Below are 21,128 nucleotides of genomic sequence, written 5' to 3'. Positions count from 1 at the left end.
GGTATGTGGAGTAAACTGCGTAAGAATTACAGACGTGCGATAGCATTTATGCTGATCGTAGCCATGACATTTACGAATGTTGGAACGAATCTGACCATTGCTTTTGCAGCAGGTGAAGAGGAGAACTCACTGTTTTTGTTGAGCGGTGATGATATAAGGGAGGCAATCGAAGATGCGGTTGACAGCGGAGATGTTTTTGACTTTGCATCCCTGAGCATGAAGGCCAAATCCAAAAGTCTTCTGACGTCCTACCAGAAATTGATAGGAGGCAAGCAGGGGGCTGTTTATGAACTGGATGTGGAGGTCGACGACAGATATGCGGCGGAAGACACCAGTCTATCCGTATTTTATAATGCAGGAACGGAAGATGTGGTATTCCTGTTCGTAAACGAGAGCGACATGGTCATGACCTTCCGTGCAAACGTTGACGGATACGAGACCGCCCGCATTACGGTGAATCCTAATACTGCTAATGTAGATACTGACGAGGAGGATCTGTCCTTCGCAGAAGACTACAGCGATACGACAATGATTGACGATGAGACCAAGAAGGTTACTGGTGAGGTTGTAAAACCCACGGAAACTGAGAGCGGTGTATCTGACGAGACTGACAGCGTGCCGGAGAAAGATACTGAGATTTCTGGGGAAAATAATGCGGCAGATGAGAATACAGATCAATCTTCCGAGGCGGATTCTGAGACGGAAGATGTGACGGAAGCAGATAAGGCGTCTGAGGCAGAGACTGGAGCGGCATCTGAGACTGAGGCTTCCACAGAGGCAGAAACCGATTCAGCTCCTGAAATCGAAAAAACCACAGAAGCAGTTCCTGAGACAGAAACAGAGGCGGAGACTGAGGCAGCTTCTGAGACAGAAGCAGATGAGCCGGACGATGCAATGGATGGAGAGCTGTTGGGCATTTCCAATCATAAAGTATTCCGCGTGGCAACTTCCGAGATTATTGATGAGGAGGAGACCCCGGAGGCAGAAGACAAAGCAGTCGTAGAAGAGATCCCCACAACAGAGCCGGAGACCGAGGCGGCTACAGAAGCTTCTGAGGAAGAAACCAAAGCTGAGATCACAGAGGAAACTTCTGCACCGGCTGAGGAAAGCTCTGAAGCAATCGAGGAGACCACAGAGCCGTCTAAAGAAAGCAGCGCAGCAGAAGAAAGTTCAGCAGCAGATGAGACTCTCACCGATAATACAGTGAAAGACGAGACTGGTGCGCCGTCAGATGGAAATGCGTCCAACGATACCATAACTCCGGATGCCAGCGACGATGTAAACACGAGTGCCCCCCCCATTTCTGAGGAGGACGGACAGCTTCTGGAAGACGATATCAACGGCACCATCCAGCTTTTTGGAGATCTAAAAGGTAAGGCATTCAATACTGTTACTATCTGGGACTCGGCCAACGCGAGGGCTTACCGTGTGGCGCTGGAAGATTTAAAGGGCGCTGAGGAGGTTGAAGGTACATACCATGTGGATTATTCCGTAGATCCGGTTGGATCGGCTGACATTGTTGGTGCGTATACGGTTATGGAGGGTGAGGACCTGTATTTTGGGGTGAACCCGCAGGTTGGATATGAGTTGACGGGTGTGACCGCGAACGGAGCAGAGCTGGAAGTAATAGAGACGGCGGATATTGCCAGCGCTTCTGATTTGTCACAGTATGAATATGTATATGTAGTAGAAGCTGTGGAGGAAGATTTAGAGATTGTAGCTTCTTTGGAAGAGATGGATGGCATGGACCATCCGGAATTCAGTCCGGAGCCATACGTGTCAAGTGATGGCGTTATCATCACCGTCCATGCAGATGAAGGAATCATTCCAGAGGGAACAAAACTTGAAGTGACTGAGGTGACGGCAGAACTGGCAGATGCCGTAAAAGAAAAGGTTGAAAACGATTCTGCAGCAGAAAACACTCCGAAGATGGTAACCTCTGTACTGGCTTATGATATCAACCTGATGCTGGATGGCAAGAAGCTTAACAACACATGGTCCCAGGGGGGAGAAAACTTCGTAACGGTTGAGTTTTCCGGTCAGAGGATCAGGGAAGCCAGCAGAGAAGCCGATCAGATCCAGGTGGCAACTCTGGAGACACCGACGAAGACTGTTGAGGCAGCCCTGGGAGGAACGGAAGAGATAGCTGTGCTAAATCAGGTATCTGCCGACAACATAGAAGTAGAGGCGGATGGAAAAGAAACCTTTGATGTCAGCGGGAATTTTGATTTGGATAAGGTGGAGATTGAGGCTACGCATTTCTCCGTTTATACAGTTACATTTTTGAAGGAACTTACCAGAAAAACGCTGAATGTACATCTGGTAGACAGTGAGGGAAGAGAACTGGAAGCCGGAACAAATCTGTTGGAGTTTGGACTGGGGGAAGATGCAGTACCAGTGACATCTTTTGTAGAAGCGCTTATTACTGTAGAAGGAACAAGTTACAACTTTGACAGGGCAACACTGGCAAGTGATCCGGGCAGCATAGAGATCAAACAGATAAAAATGATCTCTGATACGCTTGTAGGACTTGACAGCATGGGGAGGGAAACGCCCATAGAGGATACGTTGTACTTCTGGTATAAAGCTGCTGATACAGTACCTGTATCAATTTATAAAGATAATCAATTAATAGAAAAGGTATTTATCCCGCAGGGAACGATCAATGAAAACAGCCATGTGATAGATGGATTGGATTTTGTAGAGGCAAAGGTAGGGGCTAGCCCGGCTAACTATGCCCAGGTATATTATGGGACCATATATTGGAGTTATGTTGGTGAGGGCGAGACCATTGCGGATGTACCGGCTGTAAAACTTGGCGAGAATGATGCGATCAAATTATATTACAGGACTCACATCGAGTCTTATCGGATCAATGCAGAGGTGAAAGGAGCAGTCTCAGAATCATCCAATAAGATTCTGCAGTGCCCGGAAAAGGTGGATGAAGGGAAGGGATTTAGCTTGCTGGTTGGCGTTGCACGAGGATACAGGGTTGATGTGACGGTCAACGGATATTCAATCAGTGAGAGCAAAAACAGCGATGGGATCTATGAGGTTACCCCAACTCAGGCAAAACCTAAAAGTGGCAGTAATGCAATCCTGGTTATAGTGACTTATACAAAAGTAGCTACGTATGATTATTGGGTTGTTGATAAAAACCTGAAGAACTGGCATAACGCAGATTGGAATACATATGACGAGAATAATAAGCCTACGCCTTCTATTGGAGATCCTGATAACAAGACGTCATATAAAGCAGGCGAGCCGTTCTGGTTTAGTGTAACAACACAAAAAGATTCTGACTGGCGCATGGATTCCTTTCAGATCAACGGAGAGGACATCAGAGTTCCGAAGACTTTTGATGTAGGGGCGAAAGCGGAAACGACCTTAAAGACAGGTACGGCAGTTAAGATTGAACTGACTAAAAAAACAAAAACAAACTCCAATCCCAGATATACGTATACCATCACAGTAACGAATGCATATGAAGATATTAGGGTGACAAGAGGGAATTTCCGTGGAAGTACATGGCCAGAAGTTATGCCAGAAACTATAATTGGTGTTGGCCTTGAGACCCTTGACAAAAATAATAAGCCAGGGTGGGATACTGTTACAGTGAGTGGGCCTTTGGGGAATTACAACAGAAATACACTGGAATTCCGCTATGAATTGCAGCTGGGATATGATAATGCCGAGGTTCAGTATACTCTGGGACCCAATGGTGCACCTGTCTATCCTCAAATTACCGAAGGAGAGGATGGTAAAAAATATTTCTCTGTCACAAATGATAACTTTAACAAAGTGAAATTGGTGTTCTTAACAGTCAGGGCACACCTGCAGACTTATAACATTGCTTATAATTCCAGTGAAACAGAAACAGGGAATCTGCCAAAAGATTTGAAAGCTTATAATATTGTAGATAATAAGCTGATCTATATCTCAAATCAGATTCCGTTTACGGAGGGCAAAATTTTCCAGGGCTGGAAGCTTGGTGATAACGATAGGGTTTATGCTCCCGGTGATGTGATAAATCTGGAGGATGTAATAAAATATGCGAAAGAAACTGGGACAGCAGATCGGAAATCCATAGAACTGGAAGCAGTCTGGGTATCTCCTGAGATAGCAGAGTATGCACCGTATGCTGTATATACATATTTTGAACAGGCGGATGGAAGTTATGAAGCAGCTGATGAGCCGTTGATATCAGGGATGGCGCCGATTCATACGACAGTTGGATATTTTCAAAATGTGGCAGAAAGGACCGGCTATGCATTTAATCCTGGAAAATCTAATCGTGAAGTAGAAGTGACGACAGGCACCGGGGTAAGCGAGATCAAACTATATTTCGATTTGATTGAATATACGATCACATACCATAATGTTGAAGATGCCATTCACTCCAATCGAAATTCATACAATTATCTGGATCAATTCCAGTATGGGGATGCGACCAGAAAGGCGTACACATTTGATGGATGGTATAGTGATGAAGCGTATACTCAAAAAGTCACCAATCTCGAAAAGTACACTACCGGCGATAAAGATTTGTATGCAAAGTGGATTCCAAAGGAAATCACAATAACAGTGACAGGCCATAAGACGACTGTAGATTACAATGGGCAGCCACATACGGTAGAAGGATTTGACGTCAGTGATCCCCGTGTACAGATAAAGTTGGTTTCAGCTTCTGCAAATAAAGCGAGTGTCACTCAAACGAATGCGGGTAGTTATCCGATGAACCTGGCGCCATCTGATTTTGAAGCGTCAAGTGATGAATTTTTGATCATTCATATAAATGTTGTTGATGGTGGTCTGATTATTAATAAATCTGACATCGGATCCAATATTACTCTGGAAACGAGAGATGTAAGAAAAGTATATGATGGTCAGCCCCTGATGCCTGGGATTGCAAGCGCGGAAGATATAAATGGTGAAGATGTAAAAGTAGAGTATAGTACAGACGGCAGGAGTTGGACGGAGAATGCTGCGGATATTGCGGTAGAAGATGTGGCAGAGATGACGATCCAGGTACGTGCGAGCGGAAAGAACTATACTGGCTATGCAAAGGGAACACAGAGCCTGATTATCAGCAAACGCCCAGTATCCATAACAGGAGATGGGTGGACAGATATACAGCCGTATACTGGAAACGCTTATACTACAAGCGGCTATACAGTGGAGCAGTTCAGTGAAGCTGAGGATCGTGGTTTGGTTGCAGGACATGATCTGGGCGGGCTGAACTACCGATTGAGTGGAACGGATGTAGACACTTATACAGGTGCCTTTACGGGGACTGCAGTCATCATGGATGGGCAAAAGAATGTGACAGATAACTATACGATCACAACAGCGTCCGGATCCCTTACAATCGTTGAAGGCGATATTAAAGGTAACATACAGTTGACGACGGTTAACGCAGGAAAAGTATATGATGGTCAGCCACTGGAAGCAGCAGCGGCGAGCGCAACGGATATTCATGGCGGAACTGTATTGATAGAGTATAGTGTGGATGGTATAAAATGGACGACCGATAACACCAGCATTACAATAACAGATGCGGTGGATATGACGATCCAGGTACGTGCATCCGGCAAGAACTATGACGGTTATGTGACCGGTGAACAGAAGCTGGTAATCACCAGACGGCCGATATTGATAACAGGCACCGGATGGCAGGAAAAACAACCATATACAGGGACTGCCTATACAAAAACTGATTATACCGTAGAACGTTTTAATGGAACGAAAAACAGTGGACTTGTAATAGGGCAGTCAGTAAATGAGGAGGACTACAGCTACCGGATTAGCGGTACAAATGTGGGAACTTATAAGGGAGCGTTTACTGGCAGCGTGAAAATTCTGACAGCTGATCATAAGGATGTGACAGAGAATTATATTGTCACCGAAACTGCAGGCAGTCTGGAAATTTCGCAGGCACCTGTAGAGGCATTTACCGGAATGGTGAATCTTGATGACTGGACTTATGGTGAAATTGCCAGCGAGGTGACTGCGAGTGTAAATGGAGGTGATTATGCACTTCCGACTTATACTTACAAAAAAGCTGGTGAAGACGACAATACTTATGCGGCAGAGAAACCAACGCAGGCAGGCAACTATGTTGTGAAGGCAACTTGGGCGGCAACGGACAATTGTGCAGAGATCAATGCGACAGATCCGTTTACAATTAAGCAGAGAAGGGTGATCCTGGAATCTGGCGGTGGAGAGAAGCCGTATGATGGCATCCCATTGACGAATCAAACAGTAGGATATGCAAAAGGTAGTCTTGAATTTGTCAATAACGAGGCGAGTTTTTTGGCGACAGGAAGCCAGACCGAGGTGGGAGATAGCAAGAACACCATAGAGGTGACATATGCGGAAGGTGCGAACCCGGACAACTACAATGTAAGTGTGAACGAAGGTACCCTAAGCGTATTCACCAACACAACAGGCCTGACTGTGTCGGCAGACGATGTGACGAAGATCTATGACGGAAACGGATATGGAGTGGAAGCAAAGGCAAGCCTTGTGGATGCGGCTATACGTTACCAGGATGTAAATGGAAACTATACCTTAGAGACGAGTCCGTTATTTAAAGATGCAGGGACTTATATTGTGGGTTTCCAGGCAACGCGGACCGGATATGAGCCAAGTACGGGACGTGCAACTGTAACAATAAGCAAGAGAACAGTGTCGTTGGAATCTGGTGGCGGAGAGAAACCGTATGATGGTACTCCACTGACGAATCAAACAGTAGGATATGCAGAAGACAGTCTTGAGTTTGTAAAAGGTGAAGCGAGTTTTGCAGCGACAGGAAGTCAGACCGAGGTAGGCAACAGCAACAATACCATCAAAGTGACCTATGCCGAAGGCGTGAACGAAAACAACTATAATGTGTCTCGAAACGAGGGAATACTGACTGTAAACCGCAATGAAACAGGCCTTACTGTGTCAGCGAATGATGTAATTGTGATTTATGACGGAACCTCATACGGAATAAAAGCGGTAGCCAATATTGCAGATGCGGTAATTCTGTATCAGGACGATGATGGCAGGTATACGTTGGGAAAGAGTCCATTATACAAAGATGCAGGGACTTACACCGTAGGCTTCCAGGCTGTGCGGAATGGGTATAAGCCAAGTGTGGGAACTGCAATTGTGACTATAAATAGGAGGGATGTCTCGCTTGTATCCGGTGGTGCAGAAAAGCCATATGACGGTACCCCACTGACGAATGCGGAAGCAGGTTACACAAAAGACAGCCTGGAGTTCGTAAAAGGCGAAGCAAGCTTCAAAGCAGCAGGAAGCCAGACTGAGGTAGGTTACAGTAAGAACACGATCGAAGTGACTTATACAGAAGGAGCAAAACCGGATAACTATAACGTAGCCCGAAACGAGGGTACACTGACTGTAACACTCAATGAAACAGGTCTGACTGTGCTCGCAAACAATGTGGCTAAAATCTATGACGGAAACTCATACGGAGTAGAAGCAAAGGCAAATGTAGCAGATGCGACCGTACGTTACCGGGATGCAGAGGGGAACTATACCTTAGAGAAGAGTCCGTTATACAAAGATGCTGGGACCTACAGGATAGAATTCCAGGCAGTTAAGGACGGATATAAGCCAGCGACGGGAACTGCGACTGTAACGATAAGTCAGAGAAATGTTGTTTTAGAGTCTGGAGACGGAGAGAAGCCGTATGATGGCACTCCGTTGACAAATACAGCAGTGGGCTATATGAAAGACAGTTTGGAGTTTGTAAAAGGCGAAGCAAGCTTCAAAGCAGCAGGAAGCCAGACTGAGGTAGGTTACAGTAAGAACACGATCGAAGTGACTTATACAGAAGGAGCAAATCCGAATAACTATAATGTAGTTCGAAACGAGGGTACATTGACTGTAACACTCAATGAAACAGGTCTGACTGTGCTCGCAAACAATGTGGCTAAAATCTATGACGGAAACTCATACGGAGTAGAAGCAAAGGCAAGTATAGCAGATGCGACCGTACGTTACCGGGATGCAGAGGGGAATTATACCTTAGAGAGGAGTCCGTTATACAAAGATGCTGGGACCTACAGGATAGAATTCCAGGCAGTTAAGGACGGATATAAGCCAGCAACGGGAACTGCGACTGTAACGATAAGTCGGAGGAATGTTGTTTTAGAGTCTGGAGACGGAGAGAAGCCGTATGATGGCACTCCGCTGACAAATGCATCAGTAGGTTACATGAAAGACAGCCTGGAGTTCGTAAAAGGCGAGGTGGAATTTAAAGCAGTAGGAAGCCAGACTGATGTGGGTTACAGTAAGAACACGATCGAAGTGACTTATATAGAAGGATCAAAGCCGGATAACTATAATGTGTCTCGGAACGAGGGTACACTGACTGTAAACATAAACAAAGCGGGCTTGACGGTGTCTGCGAAAGATGTGACGGAAACCTATAATGGAAACGAATATGGGGTGGAAGCAAAGGCAAGTATAGCAGATGCGACCATACGTTACCAGGATGCAGAAGGGAATTATACCTTAGAGACGAGCCCGGTATATAAAGATGCAGGAACCTACATGATTGGTTTCCAGGCAACGCGGACCGGATATGAGTCAAGTACGGGAACTGCGGCAATAACCATAAGCAAGAGGAAAGTAACCCTGAAGTCTGGAGGTGGAGTAAAGCCATATGACGGTACTCCGCTGACGAATGAACAGGTAGGGTATGAGGAAGGCAGCCTGGAGTTTGTAAATAATGAGGCAAAATTTGCGGCGGCAGGAAGTCAGACCGAGGTAGGGCACAGCGATAACGTTATAAAAGTGACCTATGCAGAGAACTCAAATCCGGAGAATTATGATGTGATTCTGAAAGAAGGTTCGCTGATTGTAAACGTTAATAAAACGGGCCTGACGGTGTCTGCAAAAGATGTGATAGAAACCTATGACGGAAACTCATATGGGGTAGAAGCAACGGCAAACGTGGCAGATGCGATCATACGTTACCAGGATGCAGAAGGAAATTACACCTTGGAGACGAGCCCGTTATACAAAGATGCAGGAACCTATATGATTGGTTTCCAGGCAATGCGAACCGGATATGAGCCAAGTACGGGAACTGCGGCAGTAATCATAAATAAGAGAGCAGTGTCACTGGAGTCTGGAGGCGGAGAAAAGCCGTACGATGGCACTCCGCTGACGAATGCGACTGTTGGTTACGTGAAAAATAGCCCGGAATTTGTAAATGGCGAAGCAAACTTTACTGCGACAGGGAGCCAGACCGAAGTAGGGAATAGCAAAAATATCATAGAAGTGACTTATGTGAAAGGAGCGAACCCGGCCAATTACAATGTAACTCGGAATGAAGGTGTACTGACTGTAAATATTAACAAAGCGGACTTGACGGTGTCTGCGAAAGATGTGACGGAGACCTATAGTGGAAATGCATATGGGGTGGAAGCGAAAGCTAGTATAGCAGATGCGACTGTACGTTACCGGGATGCAGAAGGAAACTACACTTTAGAGACGAGCCCAATGTACATAGATGCGGGAACGTATACTATAGGTTTCCAGGCAACGCGAACCGGATATGAGCCGAGTACGGGAACTGCGGCAGTGATTATAGGTCAGAGGGATGTCACTTTGGAGTCCGGAGGAGGAGAGAAGCCATATGATGGCACTCCGCTGACGAATGCGACCGCAGGGTATGCAGAAGGCAGTCTTGAGTTTGTCAATAACGAGGCAAGTTTTTCGGCAACAGGAAGCCAGACCGAGGTTGGAAATAGTAAGAACACCATAGAAGTAACATATTCGGAAGGAGCGAACCCGGATAATTACAATGTTATTCCGAATGAGGGTATATTGACTGTAAATATCAATAAAACTGATTTGACCGTAGGAGCATCAAATGGTGGCGGCGTATATAATGGGACAGCATATAAGCTGACCGATATTGGAGCCAGTATCGCAGATGCAACCATCGAGTATAAGGTAGGGGAAGCTGATTGGAGTACTGAAGAACCGAGCCAGACCAATGTAGGAAATCAGACCGTCCAGGTAAGAGCCAGCAAAGAGGGCTATGAGACGACAGAGCCGGTGACGGCAATGATCGAAGTAACTCCACAGCAGATAAATCTTACTGGCGCAACCAATGAGGTGATTTACAATGGCTCAGAGCAATACGCCGAAGGATTCACACCAATAACGTTGACCAATCCTACTGCCACGGCATCTGTTGCGGAAGGTAAAGAGGCCAAAGCAGTAGGAACGGACGCAAGCGATACCCCATATATGATGGGCCTTACAGACGCTGATTTCAGAATCACAAATGAAACCACAGGAGAAGATATCACAGCGAACTACAGCATCACATATGTAGACGGCTGGCTGAAGATCAATCCTGTCGAAACCGAAGTGATAGTAACTGCCAACGATGCCAAATACATCTACGACGGCGCCCCACACGGGAAATTAACAGAAGGAGCCCCCGCGTCCATAATCGGTCAGCTTTCCAATCACAGCCTTGGCGGAATCACCATAACCGGAGAGGAAACCAATGCCGGCACTTATGAGAATAAATTAGTACCGAGTGAACTGAAGCTTGTAGACGAAAATGGCAATGATGTAACAAAGAACTACACAACAATTACTTATGTACCTGGAAAACTGGATATTGAAAAACGCGATGTCACCATCACAGCCCAGCCAGCAGAGAAATTCGCTGGTGCAGCCGATCCGGCATTTACCGCAGTGATAGACGACAACGTAGTTCCAGGCGATAATCTGGCATACACGTTAGCGCGTACAAATGCAGGAACAGAAGACGGTGAGAAGTTTGGCGTTTACGGCGATGTTATACAGGTTCTCGTAGATGACAAGAGCGAGGTAAATGCAAACTACAATATCACAGTCATTCCGGCGGCATTTACCATCTGGCAGGATCTGCTGGAGGTTACAAAGACCATAACCAATGCTCCGGCACCAGGATTGGGCTTTGCAGAAGGTGATGAGATCCGCTTTAACATCAAAGTCACCAATGCAGGAAATACCACATTGAATAACATCACAGTGGAAGATCAGCTTGCAGATGCAGAGATCCTCCCAGGCGAGGGCTACACGGTAGATGCAAATACCGCAGTAATTGAAACCATGGATCCGCAGACAGAGGTGAATGTGGCGGCCAGATATGTAGTAAAGGCAACTGATGTCGGCAATCCTGAGTTTAAGAATACAGCGGTGGTTAAATCCACAGAAACTGAAGGCGAAGGCAGTACGGATCCGATTCCGACCACTGGCCTGAAGGTTGAAAAGTCTGTGACAAATGCAGGGACTGCCGAAGGCGGACTGTTCCAGAAGGATGATACGGTGAACTTTGATATTAAAGTCACCAATACCGGAACCACGGCGGTCACTTATTTCCGAGTGATTGATCAGTTGAATGGAGCAGAGATCCAGCCTGGCGCGGGTTACGATGTAGAAAATGGTTACGCCACGGTTCAGCATTTAGCTGCCGGAGAAACTATCATCATAAAAGTCACTTACAAGGTAAGCGAAGCAGACTTGCGGAAAGAGCATTTCACCAATATAGCTGTAGCAGAATTTACAACACCTGGTGGATCGAAGACAGAAGAAGGCGAGACGCCTGATATACCTAAAGTTGATGCGGAGCGCAACTGGACGGTAACCAAGGCAGTGACGAATCTTCCGTCCAGAGGATCATTTAGGATTGGAGAGGACGCCCTGTTTGACATTACCGTAACCAATACCGGGAACCAGACTCTGGAAAATATCAAAGTTACCGATATTTTGTCCGGAACAATGCTGATAGCCAAAGATGGTTATACGCTTAATGCAGACGGCTCAGCAACCATAGCATCTCTCAGAACAGGGGAGTCGGTAGTGCTTAATGCAGCATACAAGGTGACCAGAGATGATGTTAGAAATAAGAGCTTTACAAACATTGCAGTAGCAGCAATAGGAACGGAAGAAGAACGGGGAGACACCGGAGCAATCGCTACAAGCACCGCAAATGGCGGTGGTGGTGGCGGTGGCGGCGGTGGAGACTCCTCCGGACCAAACGATAACGGCTCAACGCCTTCCGGCGGTCCTGGAGAAACAACCACAACTATTCTTCCGGAAGATGTGCCATTAGCATCTCTGCCGATTGATAACATGTCCAATTCGACTGTTGTGATCGAGGATGAAGATGTACCCCTAGGTGCATTGCCAAAGACCGGAAGAACCGGTGCGAATGGTTTGATACTGCTTTTGTCCAGTATGATGCTGGCAGCATTTGCAGTAACAACAAGAAAGAAGGAAGACGATAACTGATCGTTTCCGTACAGAACAAGAAAGAGTGCCTGGGACTTTTGTCCTGGGCGCTTTTTCAGTGGATAAAATGTTTAAAGATAAATATAGCCAGGCAGGATCCATTATAAATCTTGCTACAGATATTGCAGAATGGGAACATCATTACACGGTTGTGGACCGATGGTATCCGACGTTATCAGCGGTGTCCCCAAGAAATGAATGAAAAAGATAACATTTTATGATTACGGGCATATCCTGAAAGAAAAGGGATATGCCTGAATATGTCTAATCCAATCAATCATTCACTCGCCGACTGGGCGAGATGCCAGATATGTCCATGGTGCAGTAATTGCGGCAGACCGTCAAAACCATGGATTCCACCCAGACCTCATCGTCCACAGCCGCCGCCATGGGGGCCACCGCCCCGGCCCGACGGTCCACCGCCATGGGGACCACCTGGACCGCCGCCCCCACCGCCTCCGGGACCTGGGCGTCCACCTGGACATGGCAGGCCACCCGGCCCACCTCCGCCGCCTAAACCCGGTCGTCCGCCGTGGGCATGGTAGCGTCACAATCGTGCAAAGGATTCTAAAATGAAATTAACTGGCAATAATATCACAGAGTCAAAAGAACCTCAAAAACCCTAAATTACGCAAAAAATGCACAAATAGAAAAATATAGTTACAATTTATGGAAAACAAGGTTAAATGCAGCTAAAAATTTGACGGAAATTACAGGTATGTGATATAATAGCCACGATAGCAGTGAGCAGTGCGTGAACATGTGCATAGAAGATGGCGTTGTGCTTGCACAAAAGCCATCTTCTATGCACATGTTCACATAGGGCGAAGTCCGTGACCTGCGTATTGAACATTTGGCACAGTTTTCCGAGCCTGATGCGAATGTGCACATAGGGCATGGAGCGAAGCGGAATTGAGGTGTACTGCGGATAAGAAACGTGATAAGGCCAAACGTCGATTCTGCGAAGCAGAATCAAGTCTGTTAATCAGACTAATCCCAATAAGGCAAATCCCGTTGTATTCCACACAAAGTCCATCATCCGGCCCGGCGAAGTCAAACTGCGAAGCACCCCATGGAAGTGACAACTACATAGCCATGGACGAACCATTATGATCCGGCGCGAGGAAAAACCAGGCTACCGCCCAGGCCGGCGGTAAGCGAAGCAATCCGAAGCAATGGAAAATCAAAAAGAGAGGTAATAAGAATGAAGAAAATGATGAAACAAATCAGGGGGGGGGGCTGAAACATAACTCCCGAAAAGGCTTTACACTTGTAGAGCTGATTGTAGTGCTGGTGATTCTGGCAATACTTGCCGCGATCATGATACCGGCAATGAGTGGATGGATTGATAGAGCAAAACAAAGACAGGTGCAGTTGGAAGCCAGAAATGTAGAACTGGCAGCACAATCAGGGCTATATGAGGCGTATGCGAATGCAGATACATTTACTGGAGGCCATAATACTTATAAAGGTACATCGGCTACCGGGGATGCAGATACTTATAATCTTCAGAATTATATTGATGAAATTTGCGGAGACGGCTGGGAAGATAAGACAACACTCTGTTCTATAACTTGGAGTGATAAGGCGGTCATTACAGAATTTAAGTATACATCAAATGGAATCGCAGCAACATACACTCCAACAGCAGGTTGGACGTTTAATTAGCTTGTGGTATTTATGGAAAAATGAAGTGGTAAAAATGAAAATTGAACTAGATTTTTATCACTGTTTAAACCCATAATACTTTAACTTGAACTGAAATTAAATTTCCTTTCACCTGATTTTTGTTCTATAAATCAATCAATAGTGATTTAATTAAAACGTTTAATAGTATATATTGAGCATTTTATTTAATCGAGTTGGAACTAAAAATCAAAAAGTATAAGCGAATTATATGGTGAAAGGAATTATTTAGTATGAACAAGTTCATGAGGAAGTTGTGGGCAAAACAGGAGTCCAAGAAGGGCTTTACGTTGGTTGAGTTGATTGTGGTGTTGGTAATTCTGGCAATTTTGGCAGCGATAATGGTTCCTGCATTAATTGGATGGATAGATAAAGCAAAGGAAAAACAAGCAGCTATTAATGGAAGAACGGTATACTTAGCGGCACAAACAATTGCATCTGAAAAATACGCAGAAGCGTCCGGTGAAACGGGTGATACATTTGCGGATGTTTTTGGTACAGGTTTTGAAGTTAAAAATAGTGGAAATACGGCAGATTCTGTTGCGGAAGAAATTGCAACGTTAGCAGCAGTTACGGATACATATACTGCAACTATAACTGCTGCTGATGGTGTGGTTACAAAGGTAGTATATAAACAGGGAGATATGGAAGAAATCACTATAGGAAAATAGTAAAATATTGTTACTTTCAGTTTGAAATGGAGCAATTAATGTTGAAAAGGGTGAGGTTAGTTATTACGATATTGATAGTAATGGTTTTGGTGGAGGGATGGAGTTATGTATGTGTTTTCACCATCCTCACCCGCCACACCCTCTCCGAGGCCAAAAACGCCGAATTCGCCCTCCGTCTCCTGGCGACCGAATACTACGGCAGGGACCAACGAATCTACGACCCGCTCACCCCCGACGGCCTGGCCGAGGGCGTAGCGGAGGAGGTTGCAGATTTGAGCGGAGCCGAAGGCGAACTTGTCTTAAGCTCCTGGGATGCGGCGCGGCGTGCGCCACGAAGCTTCATCTACATAAAAGAAAAAGTGGTAGTGATTTACAACTATGACGATCAGGAAGGCAACTGCTGGAAGCTGTATTACCAGTTCCGCAAGGCGGCCCAGCCTGACTGGTCGGCACAGGCAGAGGCACCGGCGGCAGAATGATGCTGCCGGATTCCCTGCATGACTGAGAAGAAAGCTTCAAGAAGAATCGCTATAAGAAGAATAGCCATAAGAAAAATAGCCATAAGAAAAAGGAAATATCCCATATGCTACAGATTGCAGAACTAACTTTAGCAGCACTGATCTGGCTGTTCGGCGCCAGCATATTTTCATTCCTCAACGTGGTGATTTACCGCGTGCCGAAGGGGATGTCTTTTGTGAAAGGCTGTTCCCACTGTCCTGACTGTGACCACCGGCTGTCGGGGCTGGATATGATACCGGTGTTTAGCTGGCTGTCCCTGAAGGGGCGGTGCAGATATTGCGGGGGCAGGGTGTCTTCCCGCTATACATGGATTGAATTGTTTGGGGGCTGTATAGCCCTTTTGTGCGTTTTTAAAATAGGCATAAATCTGGCAGCTTTTACCATTTTTGCATTCCTCGGGATGCTTACGGTGGTTGCTTTTGTGGATATAGATACGATGGAAATACCCAATGGATTTGTTCTTGCGATCCTGATCATTGCACTTGTTTCCATCGTGACATTGCCGGGGGTATCCCTGGCGGAACGGCTGATCGGCGTATTGTCTGTCAGCCTGCCTCTTACCCTCATTACCCTGGCGGTGCCTGGGGCGTTTGGGGGAGGCGATATCAAGCTGATGGGTGTCTGCGGCCTGCTGCTGGGGTGGAAGCTGAATCTGGTTTCCCTGTTTCTGGCGGTGCTGACCGGGGGCATATATGGGATATACCTGCTTTCAACTGGTAAAAAAGGACGGAAGGAACACTTTGCTTTTGGTCCGTTTCTCTGTCTGGGTATGTTTGTGTCCATCTTCTGGGGTGGACAGCTGACTGCGTGGTATCTGGGCTTGTGCGGCCTGTAAGGAGACGCAGGGCAGAAACTGCAAAATAGGATCAAAAAGGAACTGACAGGGGGGGGGAACGCCATTGCCGAAATATAAATACCGCGCTACCAATACCAGGGGCAGGGATGTCAAAGGTGTGATGACGGCAGCAGATGAAAATGAGCTTTATGAAAAACTGAAGAGCGAAGAGAAATATCTTGTTTCAGCAAAAGAAGTCACAGCCAGGAAGAATACGCGGCCGTTAAAAACCCAGTCCCTGGCGGATTTCTGCCGGGAGATGGGAACCCTTCTGTCAGCCGGTGTCTCCCTTGTGAGGGCGCTTGGTATGATCGCGCAGAATGAAAGTATCCGTCCACGTGAACGGGCGGTGTACGCGGAGCTTCTTCGTCTGATCCGGCAGGGCGTTGCGCTTTCCGATGCGATGGAATCCATGGACGGCGTATTTCCGGCTATGATGATCAATATGTTCCGGGCGTCGGAGGCGGCGGGGAATATGGATCTGACGGCTAACCGGCTTGCGGAGCAGTATTCCAAGCAGCACCGGCTGAATTCCAAGATCAAAAGCTCCATGACTTACCCGAAGTTTCTTGGATTTTTGATCGTCGTTGTGGTTGCGATCCTGATCGGATATGTGCTGCCGCAGTTTGAATCCCTGTTCAGCCTGATGGATGAACTGCCGCTGCCCACGAGGATCCTTTATGCCATAACCGGATTTACGAGTAAATACTGGTATGTGGTGATCTTTGGGATTGCCGCGGGATTGATCGTGATCCGTTCCATATGCAGTATTGTTGCAGTGCGGCTCGCATTGGATAAAATGCTGATCCATATGCCTTTGATCGGCAAGCTGTGGAAGGTCATCTATACGGCGCGGTTTGCGCGGGCCTTAAGCTCTCTTTACAGCGCCGGTATTCCGATCGTGACGGCTATGCAGATTGCAAAAAGCTCCATTGGCAATACCTATATCGAGAAGCAGTTCGATACGGCGATCCCGGTTGTCCGGGGCGGCGGGAATTTAAGTGAGGCCATAGAGCCTCTGGACGGATTTATCAAAAAGCTGGCATTTGCGGTCAGGGTCGGTGAAGAGACCGGAAGCCTGGATGTGATGCTGAATTCTACAGCGGAGGATCTGGAATACGAGTCTGAGCTGGCGATCAATAAAATGGTGACATATTTAGAACCGGCAATGATCATTTTAATGGCTCTGATTGTCGGATTCATTATGATTGCGGTGATGATGCCGATCTACGCATCCTACTCTGCGATTGAGACATCTGCGTATAATTAGGAGGACAATAGGCGTGAGTACAGTGATATTTCTGTCAAACAGAGATGTAAAAGCGGTAGTCGGCACCGGCAAAAACGGCAGGATGACGGTTACCCGGGCGTGCCGTGCCCAGGCGCCGGACGGCAGCATCATCAATGGACAGGTCATTAACGAGGAAGCTTTTGATTCGTTTTTATCGGAATTCTGGGAGGAAAATGAACTGCCCAGAAAGGATGTGGTCCTGGTGCTTGGAAGTTCCCAGGCAGTGAACCGTGTGCTTCAGGTACCCAAAATGTCCCACCGGAAGCTGATGGACCATCTGCCCAGGGAATTTGCCACTGCGGAGGAACGCAAGGATCCGGCATTTGGCTATGTGGTGCTGGGACAGGAAGGGTCTATGGTGAATCTGGCTGCCACGATGATAGACCGCAGCTATTTGGAGCCGCATCTGCAGCGCTTCAAGAACATGGGCATTAAGCTTAATTCCGTTGTCTCGTCGGCAGTAGCAGAGATCATGAGCGTGGACTGCCTGTCCTACATAAAGGGAAAGACCTGTATCATCCAGGGGCTGGACGGCATGAGCCTGACCAATATCCTTTATGTGAACGGAGCTTATTTCCAATACAATTCCAGCCGTATATTCGGTGAGCGCGGGACTCCTGCATTTGGCATAGAATGTGCCAGAAGCATCAGCAATATGCAGCAGTTTTTAAAGACCCAGCAGGTGGATGAGGTCATGACCCACGTGTATCTGGGCGGGGAATTTCAGGATGAAGATGTGGAGATCTGCCGGGAGAGCATCCAGCAGATGGATGACAGCCTGGACGTAGAGAAGCTCTATGAAGAGCAGGACGGCGCTGTCCGGTTCCAGGCGGACGGACATGTCTGGTTTGAGAATTTTATCATGATGATGGGCGGGCTTTTGGCTCCCAGGGGAAAGAGCAATTTATTCTACCAATATAGCCAGGACCGGGAGACCGTGCGGCGGCACAGGGAGCTGCTGCGGTATGTGATTCCTGTGGCGCTTGCGGCATTTCTGCTGGGAGGGATAGGCGTTGCTCAGGCAGCCCTGTGGTTTGCCCGCACGGAGGTAGTGAACCGGCAGTTTGACTATCTTGACAACCAGATGGTCATCGAGCGGGCCGCGGAGTACGACCGCCTGGTCGGTGAGAATGCGATGCTGGATTCCCGCATCGGCGTGATCACAAAGACCGTTGAAAACCTAAACAGCTATCCTGTCTATACAAGCCAGGTGAAACAGGCCATACTGGAGTGCGCGGCGGGAGTTGCGTCTGCTGACGTCACGGATGTCGACCTGGCTACCGGTACTGTTTCCATCAGCGCATCCTCTGGAAACGCAGAGGGCGCCCACCAGTTTGTGGACCGCCTGGAGGCGAGGACAGATCTGTTTCAGGCTGTTTTCTACGATGGGTTCCAGTTTGATGAGAAGAGCGGTTTGTGGAAGGCGTCGGTGAAGGGATATCTCACCCCGCCGGAGAATGGACTTGAGGAGGTGACCCCATGACGACCAAGATGACGGAACGGGATAAAAAGCTGCTTATGGGCCTGGGAGTGTTCTGCGTACTGGCGTTGTATGTTGTCATGGTCTTTATGCCCCTCTATACGGCCAATGCGGCCATGAAGGATCAGATTGAGGACAATGAGATACGGATAGCCGAGATTGAGGAGAAGGAACTGTACCTGCCCACGGTCCGCAGTGAAAATGAGTCCCGCTTAGGGCAGCTTGAGACGATACAGCAGGATCTCTATCCCAGATTGAAGAGCCAGGAGATCGATCGCCTTCTGACGGAAAAGACCATGCTCCACGGGTTGTCAGCCAGAAAGCTTCAGATCACAATGCCGGAAGAATCCGCCAATGTGGCCGGTTATGGGCGTTCTAACGACGACGGGAGCAATCCGGACAAAAAGGACGGCGTGTGGGTCGCTTCCGTGACCATGGAAGTGGCAGGTTCTATGGCGGCTATGGATGGCTTGATCGATGATCTTGCCCTGGATACGCCGGGCGTCCGCGTTACACATATCAGTTGGAGCAGCGACAGGCGGACCACGGATGAGCTCACCGGAATGTCGGAGCGGTATGATATCCTGAGCCTGGGGCTGGAAGTGCTGATGAGCAGGAAGGATTAAGACAGATGGACAATGCAAAAGGTTTTCGGAATGTCCGGATTGGTGACGTTTTAAAAGAATACGGCTATGTAAATGACGAGCAGATCAGCAATGCGCTGGAATATCAAAAGACCCACCGCGGCGTCCGCCTGGGAGGCGCACTGGTGGAGCTGGGATATATAACGGAGCACCAGATGTTAGAAGCGCTGGCAGCCCGCCTTGCGCTGAAGATCGGAGATGTGGGCCAGGCCCATGTAGATATCCAGGCGGTACAGCGGATCCCGGTGGAGATGGCGGAGAAATACAGGATGCTGGGGATACACGAGGATGGGGACACCCTGACTGTGCTGACCAACGACCCGCTCAATTTCTACGGGTTGGAGGATGTGCGCCAGGCAACGGGAATGAGCCTTCAGCTTATGCTCTGCGAGGGGCAGGCTTTGGACAATGCAATCCGCTATTATTACTCGGAGATCAAGGCGCGTAAGGCGGCTTCCGTAGCCAATGACAGCCAGCAGCCGGAGGTGGAGGAGCTGAATGTGGAGGAGGGCGATGACGATATACCGGTCATCAACCTGTTAAACAGCCTGATCCAACGTGCTTTCCACAACAATGCCAGTGATATCCATATCGAACCCTTTGAGGACAGGACCACGGTCCGCATGAGGATAGACGGCGTGATCGTGGAATTTGTGAACCTGCAGAAGAGCCTCCATGCTTCCCTGATCGCTCGTATCAAGATATTGGGAGATATGGATATTGCAGAGCGGCGCGTTCCGCAGGATGGCCATTTCCGCATGAAGGTGGAAGACCAGATGGTCAATATGCGTATTTCCGTGATCCCAACGGTGTTTGGTGAGAAGGCGGTTATCCGTCTGCTGGCGGGCAATTCCAGGATCGATTATCCAGGGACCTTCGGAATGCATCAGGAGGATTACGAGAAGCTGAACCGGATGCTGCGTTCCCCCAATGGCCTGATCTACATGACGGGGCCGACCGGTTCCGGTAAGACCACGACCCTTTACATGATCTTAAATGAGCTGGCAAAACGTCAGGTGAATATTTCCACCATTGAGGACCCGGTGGAGCGGAACTTAGATAAGATCAACCAGTGCCAGGTGAACAATATGGCGGGTATGACCTTCGAAAGCGGCCTGCGCGCCCTGCTGAGACAGGACCCGGATATCATCATGGTCGGTGAGACCCGTGACAGCGAGACGGCTTCCATATCTGTCCGCGCGGCGATCACCGGACACTTAGTTCTCTCCACCCTGCATACCAACGACGCCCTTTCTGCGATCGTGCGTTTGGAGGATATGGGAGTGGAGCCTTACATGGTAGCAAACTCCTTAGTTGGCGTGGTGGCGCAGCGTCTGATGCGCAAGCTGTGCCCGGAGTGTGCAAAAGAGATCGAGACAGACGACAAGAGCCGGGATTATTTGGAAAAAGATATCCCGAAGATCAAAGCTCCCGTAGGCTGTCCGAGGTGTAACCACACCGGTTATTCCGGGCGTATTGCCATCCATGAGGTGGTATACGTGGATAAGGAACTGCGGAAAATGATCTCGGCAGGAGCAAATATGGATGAGATCAAGGTTTACGCCATCCGGGAGCTGGGGATGAAGACCTTAAAAGAGAGCGGCGTGGCCCTGGTAGAGCAGGGCGTCACCAGCATGGAAGAACTGGTGAAGGTGGCGTATTACGAGTAAGCGGCACAGTATGAATC

Annotated in this window: 10 protein-coding genes; 9 read left to right on the top strand and 1 reads right to left on the bottom strand. The window is 48.0% G+C overall.

What is annotated here, in order from left to right; genetic code table 11:
• Positions 1-3 precede the first annotated feature (3 nt).
• Positions 4-12,315 carry a doubled motif LPXTG anchor domain-containing protein gene (locus AB1I67_RS19315; protein ID WP_367031758.1) on the top strand — a complete coding sequence of 4,104 codons (12,312 nt, stop codon included), beginning with the start codon at positions 4-6 and terminating at the stop codon, positions 12,313-12,315.
• A gap of 273 nt (positions 12,316-12,588) precedes the next feature.
• Here AB1I67_RS19315 and AB1I67_RS19310 read toward each other — a convergent pair whose 3' ends face one another.
• On the bottom strand, positions 12,589-12,819 hold the full coding sequence (locus AB1I67_RS19310; protein ID WP_367031756.1) for a hypothetical protein: 231 nt from the start codon (positions 12,817-12,819) through the stop codon (positions 12,589-12,591).
• Positions 12,820-13,497: 678 nt separating this feature from the next.
• Here AB1I67_RS19310 and AB1I67_RS19305 point away from each other — a divergent pair.
• From AB1I67_RS19305 to AB1I67_RS19270, 8 genes are all read left to right on the top strand, one after another.
• A complete protein-coding gene (locus AB1I67_RS19305) occupies positions 13,498-13,983 on the top strand; it encodes a type II secretion system protein (RefSeq protein ID WP_367032665.1) in 486 nt (161 codons plus the stop codon).
• 251 nt (positions 13,984-14,234) lie between these two features.
• Entirely contained in the window at positions 14,235-14,672 is a 438-nt protein-coding gene (locus tag AB1I67_RS19300) for a type II secretion system protein (RefSeq protein WP_367031755.1), read from the top strand.
• 71 nt (positions 14,673-14,743) lie between these two features.
• Positions 14,744-15,151, top strand: a complete 408-nt coding sequence (locus tag AB1I67_RS19295; protein WP_367031753.1) for a hypothetical protein — start codon at positions 14,744-14,746, stop codon at positions 15,149-15,151.
• Positions 15,152-15,255: 104 nt separating this feature from the next.
• Positions 15,256-16,026 carry a prepilin peptidase gene (locus AB1I67_RS19290; protein ID WP_367031752.1) on the top strand — a complete coding sequence of 257 codons (771 nt, stop codon included), beginning with the start codon at positions 15,256-15,258 and terminating at the stop codon, positions 16,024-16,026.
• Between the two features lie 64 nt (positions 16,027-16,090).
• On the top strand, positions 16,091-17,296 hold the full coding sequence (locus tag AB1I67_RS19285) for a type II secretion system F family protein (protein WP_367031751.1): 1,206 nt from the start codon (positions 16,091-16,093) through the stop codon (positions 17,294-17,296).
• Positions 17,297-17,309: 13 nt separating this feature from the next.
• Complete coding sequence (locus tag AB1I67_RS19280) at positions 17,310-18,800, top strand: hypothetical protein (RefSeq protein WP_367031750.1); 1,491 nt, start codon at positions 17,310-17,312, stop codon at positions 18,798-18,800.
• Positions 18,797-19,423 (top strand): hypothetical protein, encoded by a 627-nt coding sequence (locus AB1I67_RS19275; RefSeq protein ID WP_367031749.1) that lies wholly within the window; start codon positions 18,797-18,799, stop codon positions 19,421-19,423. Before AB1I67_RS19280 ends, AB1I67_RS19275 begins: the two co-directional genes overlap by 4 nt.
• A 5-nt stretch (positions 19,424-19,428) precedes the next feature.
• Entirely contained in the window at positions 19,429-21,111 is a 1,683-nt protein-coding gene (locus AB1I67_RS19270; protein ID WP_367031747.1) for a GspE/PulE family protein, read from the top strand.
• Positions 21,112-21,128 lie beyond the last annotated feature (17 nt).

The sequence above is a fragment of the Clostridium sp. AN503 genome (genome assembly GCF_040719375.1).
Classification (GTDB): domain Bacteria; phylum Bacillota; class Clostridia; order Lachnospirales; family Lachnospiraceae; genus Brotaphodocola.
This window is presented reverse-complemented; position numbering and strand designations above follow the sequence as displayed.